This is a genomic window from Pseudomonas sp. HTZ2, assembly GCF_033173945.1.
In the GTDB taxonomy this organism is placed as follows: domain Bacteria; phylum Pseudomonadota; class Gammaproteobacteria; order Pseudomonadales; family Pseudomonadaceae; genus Aquipseudomonas; species Aquipseudomonas guariconensis.
In genome coordinates, this window is record NZ_CP137332.1 from 739,399 (window position 1) to 761,783 (window position 22,385).

General features: G+C 62.8%; 21 protein-coding genes. 9 read left to right on the plus strand and 12 right to left on the minus strand.

The genetic code is table 11. From position 1 onward, the window contains the following. Positions 1-68 precede the first annotated feature (68 nt). The 6 genes from R6G97_RS03560 to gatC all read right to left on the minus strand — a co-directional run bounded on the left by R6G97_RS03560 (position 69) and on the right by gatC (position 5,284). Entirely contained in the window at positions 69-443 is a 375-nt protein-coding gene (locus R6G97_RS03560) for a carboxymuconolactone decarboxylase family protein (RefSeq protein ID WP_043213226.1), read from the minus strand. Between the two features lie 10 nt (positions 444-453). Further along, entirely contained in the window at positions 454-1,497 is a 1,044-nt protein-coding gene (locus R6G97_RS03565; RefSeq protein WP_102082752.1) for a calcium/sodium antiporter, read from the minus strand. Positions 1,498-1,558: 61 nt separating this feature from the next. Next, on the minus strand, positions 1,559-1,933 hold the full coding sequence (locus R6G97_RS03570; protein ID WP_090346600.1) for a septal ring lytic transglycosylase RlpA family protein: 375 nt from the start codon (positions 1,931-1,933) through the stop codon (positions 1,559-1,561). Between the two features lie 139 nt (positions 1,934-2,072). Next, a complete protein-coding gene (gatB, locus tag R6G97_RS03575) occupies positions 2,073-3,518 on the minus strand; it encodes an Asp-tRNA(Asn)/Glu-tRNA(Gln) amidotransferase subunit GatB (protein ID WP_043213231.1) in 1,446 nt (481 codons plus the stop codon). An 11-nt stretch (positions 3,519-3,529) separates the two neighbouring features. Continuing rightward, the gene (gene gatA, locus R6G97_RS03580) at positions 3,530-4,981 is read right to left on the minus strand and encodes an Asp-tRNA(Asn)/Glu-tRNA(Gln) amidotransferase subunit GatA (protein WP_317847822.1); all 1,452 of its coding nucleotides are present in this window, start codon (positions 4,979-4,981) and stop codon (positions 3,530-3,532) included. A gap of 15 nt (positions 4,982-4,996) precedes the next feature. Then, positions 4,997-5,284 (minus strand): Asp-tRNA(Asn)/Glu-tRNA(Gln) amidotransferase subunit GatC, encoded by a 288-nt coding sequence (gene gatC / locus R6G97_RS03585; RefSeq protein ID WP_043213235.1) that lies wholly within the window; start codon positions 5,282-5,284, stop codon positions 4,997-4,999. A gap of 201 nt (positions 5,285-5,485) precedes the next feature. On the opposite strand from gatC, the gene mreB reads away from it, so the two are divergent. From mreB to tldD, 8 genes are all read left to right on the plus strand, one after another. After that, the gene (gene mreB / locus R6G97_RS03590) at positions 5,486-6,523 is read left to right on the plus strand and encodes a rod shape-determining protein MreB (protein WP_039575577.1); all 1,038 of its coding nucleotides are present in this window, start codon (positions 5,486-5,488) and stop codon (positions 6,521-6,523) included. Between the two features lie 181 nt (positions 6,524-6,704). After that, the gene (gene mreC, locus R6G97_RS03595) at positions 6,705-7,754 is read left to right on the plus strand and encodes a rod shape-determining protein MreC (protein ID WP_102082750.1); all 1,050 of its coding nucleotides are present in this window, start codon (positions 6,705-6,707) and stop codon (positions 7,752-7,754) included. Then, a complete protein-coding gene (gene mreD / locus R6G97_RS03600; protein ID WP_043213239.1) occupies positions 7,754-8,242 on the plus strand; it encodes a rod shape-determining protein MreD in 489 nt (162 codons plus the stop codon). Before mreC ends, mreD begins: the two co-directional genes overlap by 1 nt. 33 nt (positions 8,243-8,275) lie before the next feature. Further along, entirely contained in the window at positions 8,276-8,875 is a 600-nt protein-coding gene (locus R6G97_RS03605; RefSeq protein ID WP_043213242.1) for a Maf family protein, read from the plus strand. A 54-nt stretch (positions 8,876-8,929) separates the two neighbouring features. After that, the gene (gene rng, locus R6G97_RS03610; RefSeq protein ID WP_043213244.1) at positions 8,930-10,387 is read left to right on the plus strand and encodes a ribonuclease G; all 1,458 of its coding nucleotides are present in this window, start codon (positions 8,930-8,932) and stop codon (positions 10,385-10,387) included. A gap of 82 nt (positions 10,388-10,469) precedes the next feature. Further along, entirely contained in the window at positions 10,470-14,288 is a 3,819-nt protein-coding gene (locus tag R6G97_RS03615; protein WP_317847823.1) for a YhdP family protein, read from the plus strand. Beyond that, positions 14,288-15,139 carry a carbon-nitrogen hydrolase family protein gene (locus R6G97_RS03620; protein WP_090346610.1) on the plus strand — a complete coding sequence of 284 codons (852 nt, stop codon included), beginning with the start codon at positions 14,288-14,290 and terminating at the stop codon, positions 15,137-15,139. The genes R6G97_RS03615 and R6G97_RS03620 overlap by 1 nt, the downstream gene beginning before the upstream one ends. Before the next feature lie 2 nt (positions 15,140-15,141). Then, positions 15,142-16,581: a metalloprotease TldD gene (gene tldD / locus R6G97_RS03625; protein WP_043213252.1), complete on the plus strand. Its 1,440-nt coding sequence runs from the start codon at positions 15,142-15,144 to the stop codon at positions 16,579-16,581. A gap of 72 nt (positions 16,582-16,653) precedes the next feature. Here the strand turns inward: tldD and yjgA are convergent, their stop codons facing one another. After that, on the minus strand, positions 16,654-17,175 hold the full coding sequence (yjgA, locus tag R6G97_RS03630) for a ribosome biogenesis factor YjgA (RefSeq protein WP_043213253.1): 522 nt from the start codon (positions 17,173-17,175) through the stop codon (positions 16,654-16,656). 109 nt (positions 17,176-17,284) lie between these two features. Between yjgA and pmbA the strand changes: the two genes are divergently transcribed. Next, the gene (gene pmbA / locus R6G97_RS03635; protein ID WP_043213256.1) at positions 17,285-18,631 is read left to right on the plus strand and encodes a metalloprotease PmbA; all 1,347 of its coding nucleotides are present in this window, start codon (positions 17,285-17,287) and stop codon (positions 18,629-18,631) included. Positions 18,632-18,791: 160 nt separating this feature from the next. Here the strand turns inward: pmbA and R6G97_RS03640 are convergent, their stop codons facing one another. The 5 genes from R6G97_RS03640 to R6G97_RS03660 all read right to left on the minus strand — a co-directional run bounded on the left by R6G97_RS03640 (position 18,792) and on the right by R6G97_RS03660 (position 22,298). Next, entirely contained in the window at positions 18,792-19,064 is a 273-nt protein-coding gene (locus R6G97_RS03640; RefSeq protein ID WP_043213258.1) for an HPr family phosphocarrier protein, read from the minus strand. A 20-nt stretch (positions 19,065-19,084) separates the two neighbouring features. Continuing rightward, positions 19,085-19,939, minus strand: coding sequence for an RNase adapter RapZ (gene rapZ / locus R6G97_RS03645; RefSeq protein WP_043213260.1), 855 nt, complete (start codon positions 19,937-19,939; stop codon positions 19,085-19,087). Between the two features lie 2 nt (positions 19,940-19,941). Continuing rightward, positions 19,942-20,406 carry a PTS IIA-like nitrogen regulatory protein PtsN gene (gene ptsN / locus R6G97_RS03650; protein ID WP_043213263.1) on the minus strand — a complete coding sequence of 155 codons (465 nt, stop codon included), beginning with the start codon at positions 20,404-20,406 and terminating at the stop codon, positions 19,942-19,944. A gap of 12 nt (positions 20,407-20,418) precedes the next feature. Next, complete coding sequence (hpf, locus tag R6G97_RS03655) at positions 20,419-20,727, minus strand: ribosome hibernation-promoting factor, HPF/YfiA family (RefSeq protein ID WP_043213265.1); 309 nt, start codon at positions 20,725-20,727, stop codon at positions 20,419-20,421. Between the two features lie 77 nt (positions 20,728-20,804). Continuing rightward, positions 20,805-22,298 carry an RNA polymerase factor sigma-54 gene (locus R6G97_RS03660; RefSeq protein ID WP_317847825.1) on the minus strand — a complete coding sequence of 498 codons (1,494 nt, stop codon included), beginning with the start codon at positions 22,296-22,298 and terminating at the stop codon, positions 20,805-20,807. Between the last annotated feature and the right edge of the window lie 87 nt (positions 22,299-22,385).

Genomic DNA, 22,385 nt, shown 5'->3' on the forward strand with positions numbered 1-22,385 from the left:
TGAATGAAGGCAGCGCAATACCTGTGGGTGTGGTAAGGCCGCGAAGCGGCGGGGCATTGAAGACGGCTTCAGCCTTCGTAGCTGTCGATCACTTCCTGTGCCGCGCGGAACGCATCGATTGCCGCTGGCACCCCCGCATACACAGCGCAGTGCAGCAGCGCTTCGCGAATCTCTTCCACGGTGCAGCCGTTGTTCAATGCACCGCGGACATGGCCTTTGAGCTCTTGAGGGCATTTGAGGGCGGTCAAGGCGGCCAAGGTGATCAGGCTGCGGGTCTTGAGTGGCAACCCTTCACGGGCCCAGACGCTGCCCCAGGCGTGTTCGTTGACGAAGTCCTGCAGTGGCTGGGTGAAGTCGGTGGCGTTGTTCAGTGCCCGGTCGACGAACGCATCGCCCATGACCTGGCGGCGTATCTGCTCGCCGGATTTTCTCGAGTCGGTCATATCCAATTCCTTAGTGTTGACGGCGCCAGGCGCGTACCGTGGTGTACAGCAGCACCAGGCCGAGCACGGGCATTACGTAGAACAGCATGAGCCGCTCCAGGCGGCCAGCCAGCGGCATGCCGGTGGTGAACGCCACCACATGCAGGCCATAGGCCAGATACAGGCAAAGGAACACCAGGCCTTCAGCGCGGGTGACCCGGTAGCCGGAATAGAACACCGGCAGGCTCAGTGCCGCGACGCCCAACATCACCGGTAAGTCGAAGTCCAAGGCATTGGGTGAGATCGACAAGGGTGTCGGGGTGACCAGGGCGGTCAGACCCAGCACGGCCAGCAGGTTGAACAGGTTGCTGCCGATCACCGTGCCTACTGCGATCTCCCGTTCACCTCGCAAGGCGGCGATCAATGCTGCTGCGAGCTCGGGCAGCGATGTGCAGACCGCGACGACCGTAAGGCCGATGATTCGCTCGGAAAGACCCAGGTCGGTGGCGACCTCGACCGCCGCCTCCAGCAGCAGGTGGCCTCCCAGGCTCAGCAAGCCCAGGCCGAACAATACTTGCAGCGCGGCGCCGCTCCAGAAGCGTGGAGCGCTGCTATGAACGGCCTCGGGGGCCGGGTAGGTCCGGGCGTAGTGGCGTGACTGGTGCCAGAGCATGGCCAGATAACCCAGCAGACCAAGCAAGAGCAGCAGGCCTTCGAGCCGCCCCAGCTGTCCGTTGATTGCCAGCAGATAGACCAGCGCGCTGGCGGCGATCATCAGCGGGATGTCCAGACGCACCAGTTGCCGGGAAACCCGCAAGGGAATGATCAACGCAGCCAGGCCGAGAATCACCAGCACATTGAAGATGTTGCTGCCGACCACGCTGCCCACTGCGACGTCCGGTGCCCCCTGGTAGGCCGCTTGCAGGCTCACGGTCAGTTGCGGCGCGGTACTGCCGAAAGCCACCAGACTCAGACCGATGATCAGCGGGCGTACGTGCAGGCGCGTGGCCAGGCGCAAGGCGGCGCGTACCAAAAGCTCCGCGCCGATGACGAGCAGCACGAGGCCCACGCCCAGTTGCAGAAGGCTGAAGGTGGGAAGGGTGGCCAGGTCGAAAATGGTTGGGACTCCTGTCAGATCAGTCGCTCAGCCCTTGTACCCGGACGCGCGCCGTTCCGCTACGGATCATCCCGATTTTTTCTGCGGCAGCCCGTGACAGGTCGATCAGTCGGCCTCGCGTGTGTGGGCCGCGGTCGTTGATACGCACGACGACGCTGCGCTTGTTGCTCAGGTTGGTCACCAGTACGCGGCTGCCAAAAGGCAGGCTGCGGTGGGCGGCGGTCAGGCCATGCTGGTTGAAGGGTTCGCCACTGGCGGTGCGTTTGCCGTGGTGACGGGAGCCGTAATAAGAGGCAGTGCCGGTCTGGTCGTAACCGCGGGAATCGATATCGTGACTGGCGCAGCCGGCCAGCAGGGAAAAGAGGGCGAGGGTGCCGAGGGAACGCTTGATCAAGTCGAAAGCTCCAGGACTGCGGTTTCAGGGCGCTACGCACCCCATCGCCGGCTTCGCCAACGTCCACAGGATAGCGGCTATACCTCCTGTGGAAGCTGGCGATGCCTGCGTTGGGCTGCCTAGCAGCCCCAGAACAGAATCACCCTTCGAGCTTGGCTTTGAGCAATTGGTTCACTTGCCCCGGGTTGGCTTTGCCCTTGGATGCCTTCATTGCCTGGCCGACGAAGAAGCCGAACATCTTGCCACGCTTGGCCTCGTCGGCGGCTCGGTACTGTTCGACCTGTTCGGCGTTGGCAGCGAGCATCTCGTCGAGCATCTTGTCGATCGCACCGGTGTCGGTCACCTGCTTGAGGCCTTTGCTTTCGATGATGCTGTCAGCGTCGCCTTCACCGGCGGCCATGGCCTCGAACACCGTCTTGGCGATCTTGCCGCTGATGGTGTTGTCACGGATGCGCAGCAGCATGCCGCCGAGCTGCTCGGCAGTGACGGGGGCTTGGTCGATCTCCACCCCCAGCTTGTTGAGCAGGCTGCCCAGCTCGACCATCACCCAGTTGGCGGCGAGCTTGGCGTCGCCACCGATGCGGGCGACTTCCTCGAAGTAGTCGGCCTGTTCGCGGCTAGCTGCCAATACGTTGGCGTCATAGGCCGACAGGCCGTACTGGCTCTGGAAACGCTCGACTTTCTGCTGCGGCAGTTCCGGCAGGCTGGCGCGGGTAGCTTCGAGGAAGGCGTCCTCGATCACCACTGGCAGCAGGTCCGGGTCGGGGAAGTAACGGTAGTCGTTGGCCTCCTCCTTGCTGCGCATCGAGCGCGTTTCGTCTTTGTTCGGGTCGTACAGACGGGTTTCCTGGACAACCTTGCCGCCGTCCTCGATGAGATCGATCTGGCGTTGGATCTCGCTGTTGATCGCACGCTCGATGAAGCGGAACGAGTTGACGTTCTTGATCTCGCAGCGGGTGCCGAACTCGGTCTGGCCTTTCGGGCGGACCGAAACGTTGCAGTCGCAGCGCAGCGAGCCTTCGGCCATGTTGCCGTCGCAGATACCCAGGTAGCGGACCAGGGCGTGGATTGCCTTGACGTAGGCCACGGCTTCCTTGGCGCTGCGCATGTCCGGTTCGGAGACGATTTCCAGCAGTGGCGTACCGGCGCGGTTCAGGTCGATGCCGGTGGAGCCGCTGAAGTCTTCGTGCAGGCTCTTGCCGGCGTCTTCCTCCAAGTGCGCGCGGGTGATGCCGATGCGCTTGATGGTGCCGTCTTCCAGGGCGATGTCCAGGTGGCCCTTGCCGACGATCGGTAGGTCCATCTGGCTGATCTGGTAGCCCTTGGGCAGGTCCGGGTAGAAGTAGTTCTTGCGCGCGAACACGTTGCGCTTGCCGATTTCGGCGTCGATCGCCAGGCCGAACATGCAGGCCATGCGCACGGCTTCCTGGTTCAGCACCGGCAGAACGCCGGGCATGCCGAGGTCGACCAGGCTGGCCTGGGTGTTCGGCTCGGAGCCGAAGGTGGTGGCGCTGCCGGAGAAGATCTTCGACTGGGTGGCGAGCTGGGTATGAATCTCCAGCCCGATCACAACTTCCCATTGCATGTGTGAATTCCTCAGAAGCCGTTAGGGGCGCGGGTGTGCCAGTCGGTGACTTGCTGGTAACGGTGCGCGACGTTGAGCAGGCGGCCTTCCTGGAAGTACGGCGCCAGCAGCTGCACGCCGACCGGCAGGCCTTCGACGAAGCCGGCTGGCATCGACAGGCCCGGCAGGCCGGCCAGGTTGGCGGTAATGGTGTAGACGTCTTCCAGGTAGGCGGCGACCGGGTCGCTGCTCTTGGCGCCGAGCTTCCAGGCCGGGTTCGGCGTGGTTGGGCCGAGGATTACGTCGACCTGCTCGAAGGCGGCCATGAAGTCGTTCTTGATTAGTCGGCGGATCTGCTGCGCCTTGACGTAGTAGGCGTCGTAATAGCCAGCCGACAGGGCGTAGGTGCCGACCATGATGCGCCGTTGCACTTCGATGCCGAAGCCTTCGCCGCGGGAGCGCTTGTACAGGTCGGTGAGGTCCTTGGGCTCCTCGCAGCGGTAGCCGAAGCGCACGCCGTCGAAACGCGACAGGTTGGAGGAGGCCTCGGCGGGCGCGATCACGTAGTACGCCGGGATCGCGTGCTGCATGTTCGGCAGGCTGATTTCCTTGATTACCGCGCCGAGCTTTTCGAGCTCCTTGACGCTGGCCTGGATCAGGTCGGCGATGCGTGGGTCGAGGCCGGCACCGAAGTATTCCTTCGGCAAGCCGATGCGCAGGCCTTCGAGCGGTGCATTCAGGCTGGCGCTGTAGTCCGGCACCGGCTCGTCGATGCTGGTGGAGTCCTTGGTGTCGAAGCCGGCCATGCCCTGCAGCAGCAAGGCGCAGTCCTCGGCGGTGCGAGCCATCGGGCCGCCTTGGTCGAGGCTCGAGGCGTAGGCGATCATGCCCCAGCGCGAGACGCGACCGTAGGTCGGCTTCAGACCGGTGAGGTTGGTCAGTGCAGCCGGCTGGCGGATCGAACCGCCGGTGTCGGTGCCGGTGGCGGCCGGCAGCAGGCGCGCGGCCACTGCAGCGGCGGAACCACCCGAAGAACCGCCGGGGACGTGCTCGAGGTTCCAGGGGTTCTTCACCGGGCCATAGTGGCTGGATTCGTTGGCCGAGCCCATGGCGAACTCGTCCATGTTGGTCTTGCCCAGGGTGACCATGCCGGCTTCGGCCAGCTTGGCGACCACGGTGGCATCATAGGGCGCCTTGAAGTTGTCGAGCATCTTCGAGCCGCAGCTGGTGCGGATGCCGTTGGTGCAGAACAGGTCCTTGTGGGCGATCGGTGCGCCGAGCAGGGGGCTGTTCTCGCCGGCAGCGCGACGGGCGTCGGCGGCGCGGGCCTGTTGCAGGGCCTGCTCTTCGGTAATGCTGATGAAACTGTTGATCTGAGGGTCGAGCTGCTTGATGCGCGCCAGCAGGGCGCCGGTCAGCTCTTCGGAGGAAAACGACTTGTCGGCGAGTCCACGGGTGATCTCGGCCAGGGTCAATTGATGCATGGCAGGCTGTTTCCCTTACTCGATGACTTTCGGAACCAGGTACAGGCCGTTTTCGGTCGCCGGGGCGATGGCCTGGTAGCGGTCACGCTGATTGCTTTCGGTAACCTGGTCGGGGCGCAGACGCTGGCTGGCCTCCAGAGGGTGGGCCAGGGGTTCGATGCCGTTGGTGTCGACGGCTTGCATCTGGTCGACCAGCCCGAGAATACTGTTCAAGGCATCGGTAATGCGTGGCAGTTCGCCTTCATTCAGGCCCAGGCGGGCCAGATGGGCGATCTTTTCCACGTCGCAGCGTTGAAGCGCCATGGGGATCTCCAGGAAAAACGGAACGGATAGGGTCCGTGGTGAGGAACATGCCAGCCGATCGATGGTCATACGGCCGCGATCATCTGCTGGCGTGCTCGGAAAAACTGCCAATTTAACATATTGGCTCCTTGCCCAAAATCCCCGCCATTGTTAGAGTTTGCCGCACTTTTTTACCCACGCTTTGCCTAGGGTCACTTTCCCATGTTCAAGAAACTGCGTGGCATGTTTTCCAGCGATCTGTCCATCGACCTGGGTACTGCCAACACCCTTATCTACGTGCGTGAGCGCGGTATCGTCCTGAATGAACCCTCGGTCGTTGCCATTCGTACCCACGGCAACCAGAAAAGCGTCGTCGCGGTCGGTACCGAGGCCAAGCGCATGCTGGGCCGTACGCCTGGCAACATCGCTGCCATTCGTCCGATGAAGGACGGCGTGATCGCCGATTTCAGCGTTTGTGAAAAAATGCTGCAGTACTTCATCAACAAGGTTCACGAGAACAGCTTCCTGCAGCCCAGCCCGCGTGTGCTGATCTGCGTGCCGTGCAAATCGACCCAGGTAGAGCGCCGCGCCATTCGCGAGTCCGCCCTGGGAGCCGGTGCCCGTGAGGTGTTCCTGATCGAAGAACCGATGGCCGCAGCCATTGGTGCCGGCCTGCCGGTAGAGGAAGCCCGCGGCTCGATGGTCGTGGACATCGGCGGTGGCACCACGGAGATCGCGCTGATTTCCTTGAACGGTGTGGTCTACGCCGAATCCGTGCGGGTAGGTGGTGATCGCTTCGACGAAGCCATCGTGACTTACGTACGCCGCAACTATGGCAGCCTGATCGGCGAATCCACCGCCGAGCGCATCAAACAGGAAATCGGCACCGCCTACCCGGGCGGCGAAATTCGCGAAGTCGACGTTCGTGGCCGTAACCTGGCTGAAGGCGTGCCGCGGGCCTTCACCCTCAACTCCAATGAGGTGCTCGAAGCCCTGCAGGAATCCCTGGCAACCATCGTCCAGGCGGTCAAGAGCGCCCTGGAGCAGTCGCCGCCAGAGCTGGCTTCGGACATCGCCGAACGTGGCCTGGTGTTGACCGGTGGCGGTGCGCTGCTGCGCGACCTCGACAAGCTGCTGGCGCAGGAAACCGGCCTGCCGGTGATCGTCGCCGAAGATCCTCTGACCTGCGTTGCCCGCGGTGGTGGTCGTGCACTGGAGATGATGGACAAGCACGCCATGGATCTGCTCTCCAGCGAGTGATCCCATACGGTCCATGCATGCATGGATTGTGTTCGCCCGGTTTACAGGTAGCACGCACAGTGCTACCTGTATGCGCTGGGCTGGCGTCCGTCCGGGCGTCGTTTCCGTTAACCCGCAAGCAGGCCGGTGCATTGCTTCATGTCCAATGACCTCCTGAATCGTCGTCCACGAGGAACGGCCCATTAAACCGCTTTTCTCCAAGGGCCCCTCGCTGGGCGTTCGTCTCCTGGTACTGGTGGTGCTATCGGTCGCGCTGATGGTGGTCGATTCGCGCTTCGCGGTGCTCAAGCCAGTGCGCAGCCAGATGGGGCTGGTACTGATGGAGTCCTATTGGGTCACCGACTTGCCGCAACGCCTGTGGCAGGGTGTGGCCAGCCAGTTCGGCAGCCGTACCGAATTGATCGCGGAAAACGAAAAACTCAAGACCGAAGCCCTGTTGCTGCAAGGGCGGCTGCAGAAGCTGGCGGCCCTGACCGAGCAGAACGTACGGTTGCGCGAATTGCTGAACTCCTCGGCGCTGGTCAATGAGAAGGTCGAAGTGGCCGAACTCATCGGCGTGGACCCCAACCCCTTCACTCACCGCATCCTCATCAACAAGGGCGAGCGTGACGGCGTGTTCCTCGGTCAGCCGGTGCTCGATGCCCGTGGCCTGATGGGGCAGGTGGTCGAGTTGATGCCTTACACCTCGCGCGTTCTGTTGCTGACCGACACCACTCACAGCATTCCGGTCCAGGTCAACCGCAACGGCCTACGGGCCATCGCCAGCGGCACCGGCAATCCGGAGCGTCTGGAGCTGCGTCATGTGGCTGACACGGCTGACATCAAAGAGGGCGACCTGCTGGTCAGCTCCGGGATGGGCCAGCGCTTCCCTGCAGGTTACCCGGTGGCCACCGTCAACGAAGTGATCCACGATTCCGGTCAGCCATTTGCGATCGTGCGCGCGATTCCCACCGCCGCGCTCAACCGCAGCCGCTACATGTTGCTGGTGTTCAGCGACCGGCGCACGGCCGAGCAGCGTGCTACCGATGCCGGGATAGCCCAGGAAGAGGCCGATCGCAAAGGCGCGACGGGCACCAACGGCCAGGGTACCGGCGAAGGCGGGCAGGGTACGCCTGCCACGACACCTGCCCCAGCGGCCGCCCCCGCCGCGCCTGTGGTCCCTGCACCTGCTGCTGCCCCTGCCACACCGGCAGCGGCTCCCGCAGCACCGCCCCCCTCCCGGAGACAATGATGGCTCGCTCCCGCAGCAAGAACGGCTGGGTGATCTGGCTGACATTCATCATCGGCCTGTTGCTCAGCGTTTCGCCAATGCCCCAGTTCATGGAAGTGTTCCGGCCCATGTGGCTGGCCATGCTGGTGTCCTTCTGGACCTTGGCGGTGCCCAACAAGGTCGGCATGACCACTGCATTCATTCTCGGTCTGGCAGAGGATGTGCTGTACGGCACCCTGTTAGGGCAGAACGCCCTGATCCTGACGCTGATCACGTTCCTGGTACTGTCCTTGCAACAGCGCCTGCGTATGTATCCCATGTGGCAGCAGAGCCTGGTGATCCTGGTGATCTTCGGCATCGCCCAGCTGATCCAGCTGTGGCTCAGCGCCCTGACCGGTAACCGCCTGCCCACGCTTGCGTTGGTCTGGTCGGCGGTCATCAGTGCCTTGCTCTGGCCATGGATCAGCTTTGCCCTGCGCGATTTGCGCCGACGCTTGCACATCAACTGACGGCAACGCCGAATCTGACAGGGAGATGTCGACATGACCCCGCTGTACCTGGCCTCAGGCTCGCCACGCCGTCGTGAACTGCTGGCTCAGATAGGCGTCCCGTTCACCCTGGTCGCTGCCCCCATCGATGAAACTCCGCTACCAGGCGAAGGCGCTGCCGATTATGTCGAGCGTCTGGCCCGGGCCAAGGCGGCTGCAGGCCTCGCCCAGGTTCAAGGCGCTGGGGTGGTGTTGGGGGCCGACACCGCCGTGGTGCTCGATGGCCGCATCCTCGGCAAGCCCGAAAACCGTGAACATTCCCTGGCCATGCTGGCCGAACTTTCCGATCGCGAGCACCAGGTGCTCACCGCCGTCGCCTTGACCGATGGCCAGCGGTGCCTGAGCGCCTGCGTGGCGAGCACCGTGCGTTTCCGTGCGATCGGCGCAAGCGAGGCCGAGCGCTATTGGGCCAGTGGCGAACCGCAGGACAAGGCCGGTGGCTATGCCATCCAGGGCCTTGGTGCGGTCTTCGTCACCGGTCTTACCGGCAGCTACTCGGCCGTGGTCGGCCTGCCTTTGAGCGAAACCGCCGATCTGCTCGGGCAGTTCGCGATTGCCTGCTGGCAACAGCACGAGGTTCCAGCGCCGCGCTAGCCAGCTACTCGACCGCGATCCATCATTACCGAACACCTTTGACGAGAGCCTGCCATGAGTGAAGAGATCCTGATCAACATCACCCCGATGGAATCACGTGTGGCAGTGGTGGAAAACGGTGTCCTGCAAGAGGTCCACGTCGAGCGCACACAGCGTCGGGGCATTGTCGGCAACATCTACAAAGGCAAAGTGGTACGCGTCCTGCCCGGCATGCAGGCGGCTTTCGTCGACATAGGCTTGGAACGCGCTGCCTTCATCCACGCCTCGGAAATCTCCCAACGTGAAGGTTCGGCGGTGGAGAACATCACCGCCTTGGTCCATGAAGGCCAGGCGCTGGTGGTCCAGGTGACGAAGGATCCGATCGGCACCAAGGGCGCCCGCCTGACCACCCAGTTGTCGATCCCGTCGCGCTACCTGGTATACATGCCACGCAGCAGCCACGTGGGTATTTCCCTGAAAATCGAGGATGAGGCCGAGCGCGAGCGCCTCAAGCAAGTGGTCAGCGATTGCGTGGAAAAAGAAGACATCAAGGACGCTGGTGGCTTCATCCTGCGTACCGCCGCCGAGGGCGCCCGCACCGACGAAATCCTCCAGGACATCCGTTACCTGCGTCGCTTGTGGGAGCAGATCGGCAGCCAGATCCAGACTTGCGGTGCCCCGTTGGTCATCTACGAGGATCTGGGACTGGCCTTGCGCACCCTGCGCGACCTGGTCAATCCGAAGATTGAGAAGATCCGCATCGATTCTCGAGAAACCTTCCAGAAAACCACGCAGTTCGTCGCCGAACTGATGCCTGAGATCGCCGACCGCCTCGAACACTATCCGGGCGAGCGGCCGATCTTCGACTTGTATGGCGTCGAGGACGAGATCCAGCGCGCCCTGGAGCGCAAGGTGCCGCTCAAGTCCGGTGGCTATCTGGTGGTCGATCCTGCCGAGGCGATGACCACGATCGATGTCAACACCGGTGCCTTCGTCGGCCATCGCAACCTCGAAGAGACCATCTTCAAGACCAATCTCGAAGCGGCTACTGCCATTGCCAGACAACTGCGCCTGCGCAACATCGGCGGGATCATCATCATCGACTTCATCGACATGGAGGACGAGGAGCATCAGCGCCAGGTGCTGCGCACCCTGGAGAAGCAGCTCGAGCGGGATCACGCCAAGACCAACATCATCGGCATCACTGAGCTGGGCTTGGTTCAGATGACCCGCAAGCGCACCCGTGAAAGCCTCGAGCAAGTGCTGTGCGAGCCCTGCATCGCGTGCCAGGGGCGCGGCAAGCTGAAGACGCCCGAGACCGTGTGTTACGAAATTTTCCGGGAGATCCTCCGTGAGGCCCGGGCATACCAGGCCGAGGGTTACCGGGTTCTGGCCAATCAGAAAGTCGTCGATCGCCTGCTGGACGAGGAGTCCGGCAACGTTGCCGAACTGGAGGCTTTCATCGGTCGGACCATTCGCTTCCAGGTCGAATCCATGTACTCGCAGGAACAATACGATGTGGTGCTGCTCTGACTCGTTCTGAAACCTTTATGCGGTCGGGCGTGCTGGCAAAGCCACGGTACCGGGCCATAGTTAAGGCACGACTTGGAGGGCCATGGCCATGGGACGTCTGACCCACGTTCTAGGCGCCTTGACCCGCTGGGGGCTGGGATTCTGCGCCCTGCTGGCGGTGCTGGTGGCGCTGTACGTCAGCCTCGGTCGGGAACTGGTCCCCTTGGTGGCCGAATACCGTGCCGAAGTAGAAAGCAAGGCCGAGCAAGCCTTGGGGCTGCCGGTGCATGTCGGTGCCCTCGAGGGACGCTGGAGTGGCCTGGCACCGGTGCTGCGGGTGCGCGACCTGCAAGTGGGCGAGGGCGCCTCGGCATTGCGCCTGGATGAAGTCAAGGCCGTTCCTGACCTGTGGGCCAGCCTCAAAGCGCGCGAACTGCGTCTGGCGCGTATCCAGCTGGGCGGTCTGCAACTGATCCTGCGTGAGGACGAACAGGGCGCATGGGCGCTCGAAGGGCTGCCCCGCAAGGACGATACGCCTTTGGACCCCGCCCAGGTCCTGCAACGCTTGCGACAACTGGGCAGGGTCGATGTCTTCGACAGTCAGGTGACCCTCCATCCCTGGCAACGCGATCCTCTGACCCTCACCTATGTGAGCCTGGGTTTGCAGGCCGGTGCGTCCCGCCAGGCTCTGGATCTTCGCGCGACATTGCCGGATGGTCAGCCCATGGCCATCAATGTGCATAGCCGCGCCAATGCCAAGGCCTGGCGCGACGGTGAATTCGAAGCCTACCTGAGCCTGCCGCAAAGCGATTGGGCCCGCTGGCTGCCGCCACGTCTGTTGGGGCAGTGGAAGGCTCGTACCTTGCGGGCGGGGGGAGAATTCTGGGTCGATTGGGGGCGGGGCCAGTTGCAACGGGCGGTAGTGCGGCTCAATGCGCCGCAGCTGCGCGGTGCCTACAGCGAGCGCAAAGCGGTGACCCTCGATAACCTGGCTTTGACCGCCTGGCTCCAGCGCGGCAAGGACGGTTTCGAAGGTGTGGTCGATTCGTTGGCCGTCAGCATCGGCAAGCAGCGTTGGGAAACCCATGTACAGCTCAAGCAGCAGGTCGGCCAGGAGGCGAACCAGGAAAGCTGGCAGATCCAGGCCGACCGGCTTGACCTGACGCCGCTCACGCCGCTGGTCCAAGGGCTGGCGCCGTTGCCGGAAAAACTCATGGCCGTGGTAGACGCCCTAAAGGTCACCGGAGCGCTGCGCAATGTGCGCCTGGACGTGCGCCCCAAGGCCGAGGGAGACCAGCGCCTGCAGTTCGCCGCCAACCTCGAGAAGGTCGGCTTCGATGCCTATCACGGCGCCCCGGCAGCCGGTAACGTGAGCGGTAGCATCAGCGGCGACCTGGGCAAAGGCGAACTGCGCCTGGATACCGACGCCTTCATGTTGCATCTGTATCCCATCTTCGCCAAACCCTGGCACTACCAGAAGGCCAACGCACGGCTCACCTGGCGCCTGGACCAGGAAGGCTTCACCCTGATCGCCCCTTACATCAAGGTGCTGGGTGAAGAAGGCAAGATTGCCGCTGACTTCCTCATCCGCTTGTTGTTCGAGGAAGGCCGGGAGGATTACATGGATTTGCGCGTCGGCCTGACCGAAGGTGACGGGCGCTACACTGCCAAGTACCTGCCCGAGGTGCTCAGTCCTGCCCTGGACGAGTGGCTGCGCAGCGCTATCGTCAAAGGCAACGTCGATGAAGGCTATTTCCAGTATCAAGGCTCGCTGAACCATGGCGCATCGCCCGAAGCGCGGAGCATCAGCCTGTTCTTCAAGGTGCACGATGCGGCGCTGGACTTCCAGCCCGGCTGGCCGCAGGTGCAGCAGGTCGATGGCGATGTGCTGATCGAGGACAGCGGCGTGCGCATCAAGGCCCGGCATGGCCAACTGCTCGACACCCAGGTCAGGGATGTCAGCGTCGATATCCCTCATGTGGCGGCTGGCGAGCACAGCCATCTGTACCTTGATGGGGATTTCGATGGTCGTCTGAGCGATGGCTTGAAGATTCTCCAAGAGGCTCCGATCGGCACTGGCGAGATGTTTGCCGGTTGGGAGGGCGAAGGGCCGCTCAAGGGTAAGGTCAAGCTCGATATTCCCCTGGCCCATGGCGAGCACCCCAAGGTGCAGGTCGATTTCGCCACCGCCGATGCGCGCCTGAAGGTCGCCCCGCCGAGCCTGGAGTTGAACCGTTTGAAAGGCGACTTCAGTTTTGATCTGGACAAAGGCCTAAGTGGCAAGAGCATCACCTTGCAGGCCTTCGGCAAACCGGTCACCGCGCAGATTTTCGCTGAGGGCAAGCCCGGTCAGATCCAGACCCGCATCGATGCCAGTGGCCAGATGCCCCTCAAGGCACTGACCGACTGGCTGAAATTCACCCAGCCGCTGCCCGCATCAGGCGATCTCCCCTTCCAGTTACAAATCAACCTGGGCAGTCGCGATAACCGGCTGAGCGTCAACTCCTCGCTCAAAGGCCTGGCAATCGATCTGCCTGCCCCATTCGGCAAGGCCTCTCAGGACACCCGCGACAGCCGTTTCAGCATGACGCTCAAAGGGCCTGAACGGCGTATCGATGCCAGCTACGGTGAGCTTGCCCGCTTCGCCTATGCTGCACCAGCCGCCACGCTGGCCCAGGGGCGCGGGGAGCTGCTGCTGGGCGGTGGCACCGCACAACTGCCGTCTGGCCAGGGCCTGCGGGTGCGGGGGCGGATCGAATCGCTGGATATTGCACCCTGGCAAGCGCAAATGGAGCGCTTCGCAGGTCAAGATCCAGGCGGCAATGCCCGGCAGAACCTGCAGGGCGTGGACTTGAGCATTGGCCAGCTCAAGGCGTTTGGCCTCGATCTGAACCAGGCGGTCGTGCGTCTGGCCCGTGGCAGTGGTGCCTGGGACGCGCGTCTGGACAGCCGGGAGGTCATTGGCAACGCGCGCCTTCCCGATGCCAAGTCGGCGCCGATTGTCGTCAGATTGCAAACCTTGCGCCTGCCGCCTGGGGATCCTGCGGGCAAGCAGCCTGAGGATGCGCCGGACCCGCTCGCGGATTTCGACCCGCGCAAGGTGCCGGCCCTGGATGTGACGATCGACAAGCTGTACCGCGGAGATGATCTGTTCGGTAGCCTGGCGGTCAAACTGCGCCCTACACCGCGCGGCATGATTTTCGATGACGTCGACCTGGACCTTAAAGGCCTGCGTATCGATGGAAGCGGTGGCTGGGAAGGCGAGCCAGGGAGTACCGGCAGCTGGTACAAAGGCCGCCTGGAGGGCAAGAACCTGGCCGATGTACTCAAGGCGTGGGGCTTCGCGCCCACCGCCACCAGCCGTGATTTCCGCCTCGACGTGGATGGTCGCTGGCCTGGCTCGCCGGCGTGGGTGGCGCTCAAGCGTTTCTCCGGAAGCCTGGATGCCGCCTTGCGCTCCGGTCAGTTCGTCGAAGTCGAAGGCAGTGCCCAGGCACTGCGGGTATTCGGCCTGCTCAACTTCAACTCCATTGGTCGGCGTCTACGCCTGGACTTCTCCGATCTGTTCGACAAAGGCCTGGCCTACGACCGGGTCAAGGGCTTGCTGGTAGCAAGCCAGGGGGTGTATGTGACCCGCGAGCCGATCACTATCAAAGGCCCCTCGAGCAACTTCGAACTCGATGGCACGTTGGACCTGGTGAGCGATCGCGTCGATGCAAACCTGCAGGTGACCTTGCCGGTCACCAACAACCTGCCGCTAGCCGCCTTGATCGTCGGCGCACCGGCTGTCGGTGGCGCCCTGTTCCTGGTGGACCGGCTGATCGGTGATCGTGTGTCGCGCTTTGCCAGCGTGAACTACCGCATCGAGGGGCCCTGGAAAGAGCCTAGAATGACCTTTGTGAAACCTTTCGAGAAACGCTAATGAAGTCAGCGGTCATCCAGATGGTCAGCCAGGACGATGTGCTGGCCAACCTGCAGCGCGCCAGGGCTCTGTTGGAGCAGGCTGCCGACGGCGGCGCCCGGCTGGCGGTGCTGCCGGAGAACTTCGCCGCCATGGGGCGGCGCGATGCGGCGGCGATCGGCCACGCCGAAGCCCTTGGTCAGGGCCCGATCCTGCCCTGGTTGAAACGCACGGCCCGCGACCTCAGGTTATGGATTGTGGCCGGCACCCTGCCATTGCCGCCTGCCGACCAGCCAGATGCAAAGGCCCATGCCTGCTCTTTGCTGATCGACGAGGACGGTGAGGTCGCGGCGCGTTACGACAAGCTGCACTTGTTCGATGTGGATGTGGCTGACAGCCGCGGGCGCTATCGTGAGTCCGATGACTATGCCCACGGCAGCCAGGTGGTGGTCGCCGATACGCCGGTCGGTCGTCTGGGTCTCACGGTGTGCTACGACTTGCGCTTTCCCGAGCTGTACAGCGCCTTGCGCGAGGCCGGTGCGGAACTGATCAGCGCTCCGGCGGCCTTCACCGCTGTGACCGGCGCGGCCCATTGGGAAGTGCTGATTCGTGCGAGGGCGATCGAAACCCAGTGCTACCTATTGGCGGCAGCCCAGGGCGGCACTCATCCGGGACCACGGGAAACCCATGGTCATGCGGCGATCATCGACCCTTGGGGACGGATCATCGCCGAACAGGCGCGCGGCGAAGGCGTATTGCTGGCCGAGCGCGACAGCGCAGAACAGGCGTCCATCCGGACGCGAATGCCGGTTGCCTTGCACCGGCGCTTTTTCTCGCAGGACGCCTTGCGGCCTGCGCACACCTCGGAGTGACTATGAGCCAGATGTTATCCACCGTCAGCGAACAGCTGCTGGCCCCGGGCGGACTGACCCTGGACAGCCTGCAGGCTGTGCTTGGCGAGTTGGCGGGGCCCGGTATCGATGCAGCCGACCTGTACTTCCAGGGGCAGATTTCAGAGACCTGGGCGCTGGAGGACGGCATCGTCAAGGAAGGCAGTTTCAACCTTGACCAAGGCGTGGGCGTGCGTGCTCAGTCCGGTGAGAAGACCGGCTTCGCCTACAGTAATGCCATTAACCTCGAGGCCCTTACCTCGGCGGCCCGTGCCGCGAGATCGATTTCACGCGCTGGGCAGGAAGGCCGCGTACAGGCCTTCCGCAGCCAGGATGTGGTGGCCCTGTACGCTCCAGACAATCCGCTGGACGTGCTCAGTCGCGCCGAAAAAGTCGAGCTGCTCAAGCGCGTGGATGCGGCCACTCGCGCTCTGGATCCACGTATCCAGCAGGTCACCGTGAGCATGGCCGGGGTCTGGGAACGGATCCTGGTGGCCGCGGTCGATGGCAGCCTGGCAGCTGATGTTCGCCCGCTGGTGCGCTTCAACGTCAGTGTGATCGTCGAGCAGAACGGTCGCCGCGAGCGCGGTGGCCAAGGCGGAGGCGGGCGTACCGACTACCGCTATTTCACCGAGGAGCGGGTCATGGGGTATGCCCGGGAGGCGCTTCGCCAGGCGCTGGTCAACCTCGAAGCCAAGCCGGCCCCGGCAGGTACCTTGCCGGTGGTCCTCGGCCCGGGCTGGTCCGGCGTACTGCTGCATGAAGCGGTGGGCCATGGCCTGGAAGGGGACTTCAACCGCAAGGGCAGTTCGGCCTACAGCGGGCGCATTGGCGAGCAGGTGGCCTCGACGCTGTGCACCATCGTCGACGACGGCACGCTCGAGGGGCGCCGTGGTTCGCTGAGCGTGGACGACGAGGGGACCCCGACCGAGTGCACCACGTTGATCGAGAACGGCATTCTCAAGGGCTACATGCAAGACAAGCTCAATGCACGCCTGATGGGCATGGCGGTCACCGGCAACGGACGGCGCGAATCCTATGCCCACCTGCCGATGCCGCGCATGACCAACACCTACATGCGCGCCGGTGACAGCGACCCACAGGAAATCATCGCCTCGGTGAAAAAGGGTATCTACTGCGCCAACCTCGGTGGTGGCCAGGTTGATATCACCAGCGGCAAGTTCGTGTTCTCGACCAGCGAGGCCTACCTCATCGAGGATGGCAAGATCACAGCGCCGGTCAAGGGTGCGACCCTGATCGGCAATGGTCCGGAGGCGATGAGCCGGGTTTCGATGGTCGGCAACGACCTGGCTTTGGACAGCGGCGTCGGGACGTGCGGCAAGGATGGGCAATCGGTGCCGGTAGGCGTTGGCCAACCGACCCTGAAACTGGACGCGATCACCGTGGGTGGTACAGGCGCGTGACAAGGGTAAAGGACCGCATTGCGGTCCTTTGGGATTTCACCGGGGTTGCATGTCAGCCCCGGGACGAGGACCTCAGCGCAGGCCCCGTTGGGTCTCGTCGAGGTCGCGTATGTATTTGAAGACCTTGCGCGCGGCGGCCGGCGGTTTGTTCCGGGCCTTCTCGTGCTGGGCATGACGGATCAGCGAGCGCAGGTGCTGGCGGTCGGTGTCGGGATACTCGTTGACGAAGCGCTCGAGGTCTTCGTCATTGCCATCGACCAGGCGATCGCGCCAACGCTCCAGGTTATGGAAACGTTCGTTGTACTGGCGGCTCGAGCTGTCGATTTGTTCGAGCAGGGCATGGATGGCATCGATGTCCTGATCGCGCATCAGCTTGCCGACGAACGACATATGGCGTTTGCGAGCACCATGAGCAGTGTGCTTGTGGGCTTCGGCCAGTGCCCGGCGCAGCTCGTCGGTCAGGGGCAGGCGAGCCAGGGTATCGGCCTTGAGCGTGGTGAGGCGCTCTCCGAGCTCGACCAGCGCATGCAGCTCGCGCTTGATCTGGGTTTTGCTTTTTTCGCCGTCGAAGGCGTCGTCGTAAGAATCAACCATGGTGGCAGTCCGCTAGAAATCGCCGCCATGATAACCAGTCGGGGGCCGCTTGTCCGGCCCGGTCGTAGAATGACCCTAGCCGTACGCAGAATTTCGAGTGGAGAGAACCATGAGTGCAGTCCAGAGCGTAGGCCCCAAGGACCTGCCGGCGTTGCAGGAACAGGTCGAGGCGATCATCGCCGAAGCACGTCGCCAGGGCGCCAGCGCCTGCGAAGTTGCGGTGTCGCTGGAGCAGGGCTTGTCCACCACGGTGCGTCAACGTGAGGTCGAGACGGTCGAGTTCAACCGCGATCAAGGTTTTGGTATCACCCTTTATGTTGGCCAGCGCAAAGGCTCGGCCAGTACATCGGCCAGCGGCCCGGACGCGATTCGCGAGACTGTGGCGGCTGCGCTGGCCATTGCCCAGCACACCTCCGAGGATGAATGCGCAGGCCTGGCCGATGCGGCGCTGATGGCCCGCGAGATCCCTGATCTCGACCTCTACCATGATTGGGCCCTGGAGCCGGAAAAGGCCGTCGAGATGGCATTGGCCTGTGAGGCCGCAGCCTTCGATGCCGACCCGCGCATCCTCAATGCCGATGGCACGACCCTGAATACCCACCAAGGCTGCCGAGTCTATGGCAACAGCCACGGTTTCATCGGCGGTTATGCCTCCACGCGCCATAGCCTGAGCTGCGTGATGATCGCCGAAGGCGAAGGACAGATGCAGCGTGACTACTGGTACGACGTCAATCGCCAGGGCCAATTGCTGGCCGACCCGCGTAGCATCGGGCAGCGCGCCGCACAGCGTGCAGCCAGCCGCCTGGGTGCTCGTCCGGTGCCGACCTGCGAGGTGCCCGTGCTGTTTTCCGCGGAACTGGCCGGCGGGTTGTTCGGCAGCTTCCTGTCGGCCATCTCCGGCGGCAATCTGTACCGTAAATCCTCCTTCCTTGATGGCGCTATCGGCCAGCGTCTGTTCCCCACCTGGCTGACGCTCGATGAACGTCCCCACTTGCCGCGAGCCCTGGGAAGCGCAGCTTTCGACGGCGATGGCCTGGCAACCTATGCAAAGCCATTCGTGGAAAAAGGCGAGCTGGTCTCCTACCTGCTGGGCACCTATTCCGGACGCAAGCTGGGACTGCCAAGTACTGCCAACGCTGGTGGTGTGCATAACCTGTTCGTCACCCATGGGGTGGAGGACCAGGCCGCACTGATCCGCCGCATGGGGCGTGGCTTGCTGGTAACCGAACTGATGGGGCACGGCCTCAACATGGTGACGGGGGATTACTCCCGCGGCGCGGCGGGCTTCTGGGTAGAGAATGGCGAGATCCAGTTCCCCGTCCAGGAGGTGACGATCGCCGGCAACATGAAGGACATGTTCCAGCAGATCGTAGCGATCGGCAGTGATATCGAAACCCGGAGCAATATTCATAGCGGCTCGGTGCTGATCGAGCGGATGACGGTGGCGGGGAGCTGATACCTGCCAGCAGGCGGGACGATTGAAACTCAGGGCCGCATAGCGGCCCTTTGCTTTTGTTCTGTGTGGGGGATGTTGCCATCCCAGAATTGGATCTGAGCCGGTACGGCTACGCGGCAAGGTCAGCCAGGTCGGCTCGATTTGAGCCCTTCGCGGCGGATTACTCGCCTTCGTCGAAATAGTTGTTGATCAACTCGACCAAGGCGTCCATGGCCTCATTGTCCTGTTCTCCCTCGGTCATCAGGTGCACCTGGGTGCCCTTGCCCGCGGCGAGCATCATCACTGCCATGATGCTCTTGCCATCCACCATTTTGTCCGGCGCACGCCCCACCCTGACCTGGCAGGGGAAGCGCCCGGCTACGCCAACGAACTTGGCTGCCGCCCGGGCGTGGAGCCCCAGCTTGTTGATGATGGTGATTTCGCGGGCGGGCATTGGGGTGCGGATCCTGTGGGCTAGAGGTCGCGATGGCGGACCTGGACGTTTTTCAGGGTGGGTTGCAAAAGTTGGCCCAGGCGCTCGGTCAGGTAGACAGAACGGTGGTGACCGCCTGTGCAGCCAATCGCGATGGTGACATAGGCGCGATTGCTGGCGGCGAATCGAGGCAGCCATTTGAGCAGATAACTGGAGATGTCCTGGAACATCTCTTCGACATCCGGTTGGGCGGCCAGGTAGTCGATTACCGGCTGCTCCAGCCCGGAGTGTTCGCGTAGCTCGGGCTTCCAATACGGATTAGGCAGGCAACGGACATCGAACACCAGATCGGCATCCACGGGCATGCCGCGCTTGAAGCCAAAGGACTCCACCAGAAACGCTGTGCCTGGCTCGGGCTGATTGAGCAGACGCAGCTTGATCGAGTCGCGCAACTGGTAAAGGTTGAGGTTGGTGGTGTCGATCTTGAGATCGGCCAGATCGGCGATCGGGCCCAGCAGTTCGCTTTCGACACGGATCGCTTCGGCGAGGGAGCGATTGGCGTTGGTCAGCGGGTGTCGACGACGCGTTTCGGAGAAGCGCTTGAGCAGGGTCTCCTCGTCGGCATCCAGATACAGCACGTCGCACTGGATATGCTGGGCTCGCGCGCCCTCAAGCAGTTCGGGGAAGCGCGTCAGGTGACTGGGCAGGTTGCGCGCGTCGATGGAGACAGCCACCTTGGGTTGCAGCAGTTCGGTATTGATCAACGCGTTTTCTGCCAACTGCGGCAATAGCCCGGCGGGTAGGTTGTCGATGCAGTAATAACCGTTGTCTTCCAGCACGTCGAGGGCGGTGCTTTTGCCGGAGCCAGACCGGCCGCTGACGATGATCAGGCGCATGTTCAGTGCTCGTTCTGTGCGTCCAGGACTACCTGGTACAGGGCCTCGCTGCTGTTGGCGGCACGCAGGCGATCGCGGACCTCCTTGCGATCGAGCATGCTGGCAATCTGGCGCAGCAGTTCAAGGTGGGCGTCGGTGGCGGCTTCTGGCACAAGCAGGACGAACAGCAGATCCACCGGCGCGCCATCGATGGCGTCATAGTCGATGGGGGCATCCAGGTGCAGCAGGGCGCTGACCGGAGCGGTGCAGCCTTCGAGGCGACAATGGGGGATGGCGATGCCGTTGCCGAAACCGGTGGATCCGAGCTTTTCACGGCCAACCAGTTTTTCGAATACGTCTTCCATCTCCAGTTCGGGCACTTCCCTGGCGATCAGGGTGGCGATTTCCTGGAGCACGCGCTTTTTACTGCCGCCCGGCACGTTCACGAGGGAACGGCCGGGGGTCAGGATGGTTTCAAGTCGGATCATGGATGAGAGGGATCAGCGGGCGGCTGCACCTTGCAGCAGGCTTTGCTGTTTTTCCTTATGTTTTTTCAGTTGGCGGTCGAGCTTGTCAGCCAGGGCGTCGATCGCTGCATACATGTCTTGGTGTTCGGCATTGGCGACCACTTCACCGCCGGGAATCTGGAGTGTGGCCTCCACCTTCTGCTGCAGTTTTTCGACCTTCATGATCACCGTCACGTTGGTGATCTTGTCGAAATGCCCCTCCACGCGGGCGAGCTTTTCAAGGACATACTCGCGCAGTGGTTGAGTGACTTCTACATGCTGTCCACTGATGTTGACTTGCATACAGCTTCTCCTTTGTTGCCCGTGCATAAAGGGCAGGTATTGCACCTGCCACTGAAACGCTATGGCTCTTCCAGGGGCTACATCAGTCGCTTGCGCTCACTCGACGGTGCGATGCCGAGGGACTCGCGGTACTTGGCGACGGTGCGACGGGCTACCTGGATGCCTTGTGCCTCCAGTAAACCAGCGATCTTGCTGTCACTCAATGGCTTTTTCTGATTTTCCGCCGCAACCAGTTTCTTGATGATCGCGCGGATCGCCGTAGACGAGCATTCACCGCCTTCGGAGGTGCTTACATGGCTCGAGAAAAAGTATTTCAGTTCGTAGATACCGCGCGGGGTATGCATGTATTTCTGCGTGGTGACCCGGGAAATGGTCGATTCGTGCATGCCTACCGCTTCGGCGATATCGTGCAGTACCAGCGGCTTCATCGCCTCGTCACCATGGTCCAGGAAGCCTCGCTGGTGCTCGACGATCTGGGTGGCGACCTTCATCAGCGTCTCGTTGCGACTTTGCAGGCTCTTGATGAACCAGCGCGCTTCTTGCAACTGGTTGCGCATGAAGGTGTTGTCGGCGCTGGTATCGGCGCGGCGGACGAAGCCGGCATACTGCGGGTTGACCCGCAGGCGTGGTATCGCTTCCTGGTTCAGTTCGACCAGCCAGCGGTCGCTGTCCTTGCGCACGATGACGTCGGGAACCACGTACTCGGGCTCGCTGGACTCGATCTGCGAACCAGGGCGCGGGTTCAGGCTCTGCACCAGTTCGATGACCTGGCGCAGCTCGTCCTCCTTGATCTTCATGCGACGCATCAGCTGGCTGTAGTCGCGGCTGCCGAGCAAGTCGATGAAATCAGTGACCAGGCGCTGCGCCTCAGCCATCCAGGGGGTGTTCGCCGGAAGCTGACGTAGCTGCAGCAGCAGGCACTCGCCAAGGCTGCGGGCGCCAATGCCTGCGGGTTCGAATTGCTGGATGCGGTGCAGTACCGCTTCGACTTCGTCGAGCTCGATATCCAGTTCGGGGTCGAAGCCTGCGCAGATTTCTTCGAGGCTGTCCTCCAGGTAACCCTGTTCGTTGATGCTGTCGATCAGGGTCACGGCGATCAGCCGGTCGGTGTCGGACATCGGCGCCAGGTTGAGTTGCCACAGAAGATGGCTCTGCAGGCTTTCGCCGACGGAAGTGCGGGTGGTGAAGTCCCACTCGTCGTCATCGCTGGCGGGCAGGTTGCTGGCACTGGTCTGGTAGATGTCTTCCCAGGCAGTGTCCACGGGTAATTCGTTGGGGATGCGCTCGTTCCATTCGCCTTCCTCCAGGTTCTCGGCACTGCTGGTGCTTTCCTGGAAGCTGCTCTCTTGGGCTTCGGCAGCCGGCTTGCTTTCGGCGTTGTCGGCCATCGGGTCGCTGTTGTCGAAGTCGTCGCCGTCTTCCTGACGTTCGAGCATCGGATTGGACTCCAGCGCTTCCTGGATTTCTTGTTGCAGGTCCAGGGTGGATAGCTGGAGCAGACGGATGGCCTGTTGCAACTGCGGGGGCATCGTCAGTTGCTGGCCCATTTTTAGGACGAGCGATGGTTTCATGGCTGGGGCTTAATACCTTGTTCGCCGGCGCGCATGCGCCATCCACTACACGTAGGGCGCCGAGGCGCCAATTTTAAGCAAGTTATA

What these genes read in the sequence shown, in the direction of transcription:
- rapZ (WP_043213260.1), bottom strand. Translation starts at nt 19,939, where the DNA reads ATGCGCCTGATCATCGTCAGCGGCCGGTCTGGCTCCGGCAAAAGCACC.
- R6G97_RS03560 (WP_043213226.1), bottom strand. Translation starts at nt 443, where the DNA reads ATGACCGACTCGAGAAAATCCGGCGAGCAGATACGCCGCCAGGTCATG.
- gatC (WP_043213235.1), bottom strand. Translation starts at nt 5,284, where the DNA reads ATGGCGCTTCAACGCTGCGACGTGGAAAAGATCGCCCATCTGGCCCGC.
- yjgA (WP_043213253.1), bottom strand. Translation starts at nt 17,175, where the DNA reads ATGGTTGATTCTTACGACGACGCCTTCGACGGCGAAAAAAGCAAAACC.
- gatB (WP_043213231.1), bottom strand. Translation starts at nt 3,518, where the DNA reads ATGCAATGGGAAGTTGTGATCGGGCTGGAGATTCATACCCAGCTCGCC.
- tldD (WP_043213252.1), top strand. Translation starts at nt 15,142, where the DNA reads ATGAGCCAGATGTTATCCACCGTCAGCGAACAGCTGCTGGCCCCGGGC.
- ptsN (WP_043213263.1), bottom strand. Translation starts at nt 20,406, where the DNA reads ATGATCCGACTTGAAACCATCCTGACCCCCGGCCGTTCCCTCGTGAAC.
- mreD (WP_043213239.1), top strand. Translation starts at nt 7,754, where the DNA reads ATGGCTCGCTCCCGCAGCAAGAACGGCTGGGTGATCTGGCTGACATTC.
- R6G97_RS03615 (WP_317847823.1), top strand. Translation starts at nt 10,470, where the DNA reads ATGGCCATGGGACGTCTGACCCACGTTCTAGGCGCCTTGACCCGCTGG.
- R6G97_RS03660 (WP_317847825.1), bottom strand. Translation starts at nt 22,298, where the DNA reads ATGAAACCATCGCTCGTCCTAAAAATGGGCCAGCAACTGACGATGCCC.
- pmbA (WP_043213256.1), top strand. Translation starts at nt 17,285, where the DNA reads ATGAGTGCAGTCCAGAGCGTAGGCCCCAAGGACCTGCCGGCGTTGCAG.
- R6G97_RS03605 (WP_043213242.1), top strand. Translation starts at nt 8,276, where the DNA reads ATGACCCCGCTGTACCTGGCCTCAGGCTCGCCACGCCGTCGTGAACTG.
- hpf (WP_043213265.1), bottom strand. Translation starts at nt 20,727, where the DNA reads ATGCAAGTCAACATCAGTGGACAGCATGTAGAAGTCACTCAACCACTG.
- rng (WP_043213244.1), top strand. Translation starts at nt 8,930, where the DNA reads ATGAGTGAAGAGATCCTGATCAACATCACCCCGATGGAATCACGTGTG.
- gatA (WP_317847822.1), bottom strand. Translation starts at nt 4,981, where the DNA reads ATGCATCAATTGACCCTGGCCGAGATCACCCGTGGACTCGCCGACAAG.
- R6G97_RS03620 (WP_090346610.1), top strand. Translation starts at nt 14,288, where the DNA reads ATGAAGTCAGCGGTCATCCAGATGGTCAGCCAGGACGATGTGCTGGCC.
- R6G97_RS03640 (WP_043213258.1), bottom strand. Translation starts at nt 19,064, where the DNA reads ATGCCCGCCCGCGAAATCACCATCATCAACAAGCTGGGGCTCCACGCC.
- mreB (WP_039575577.1), top strand. Translation starts at nt 5,486, where the DNA reads ATGTTCAAGAAACTGCGTGGCATGTTTTCCAGCGATCTGTCCATCGAC.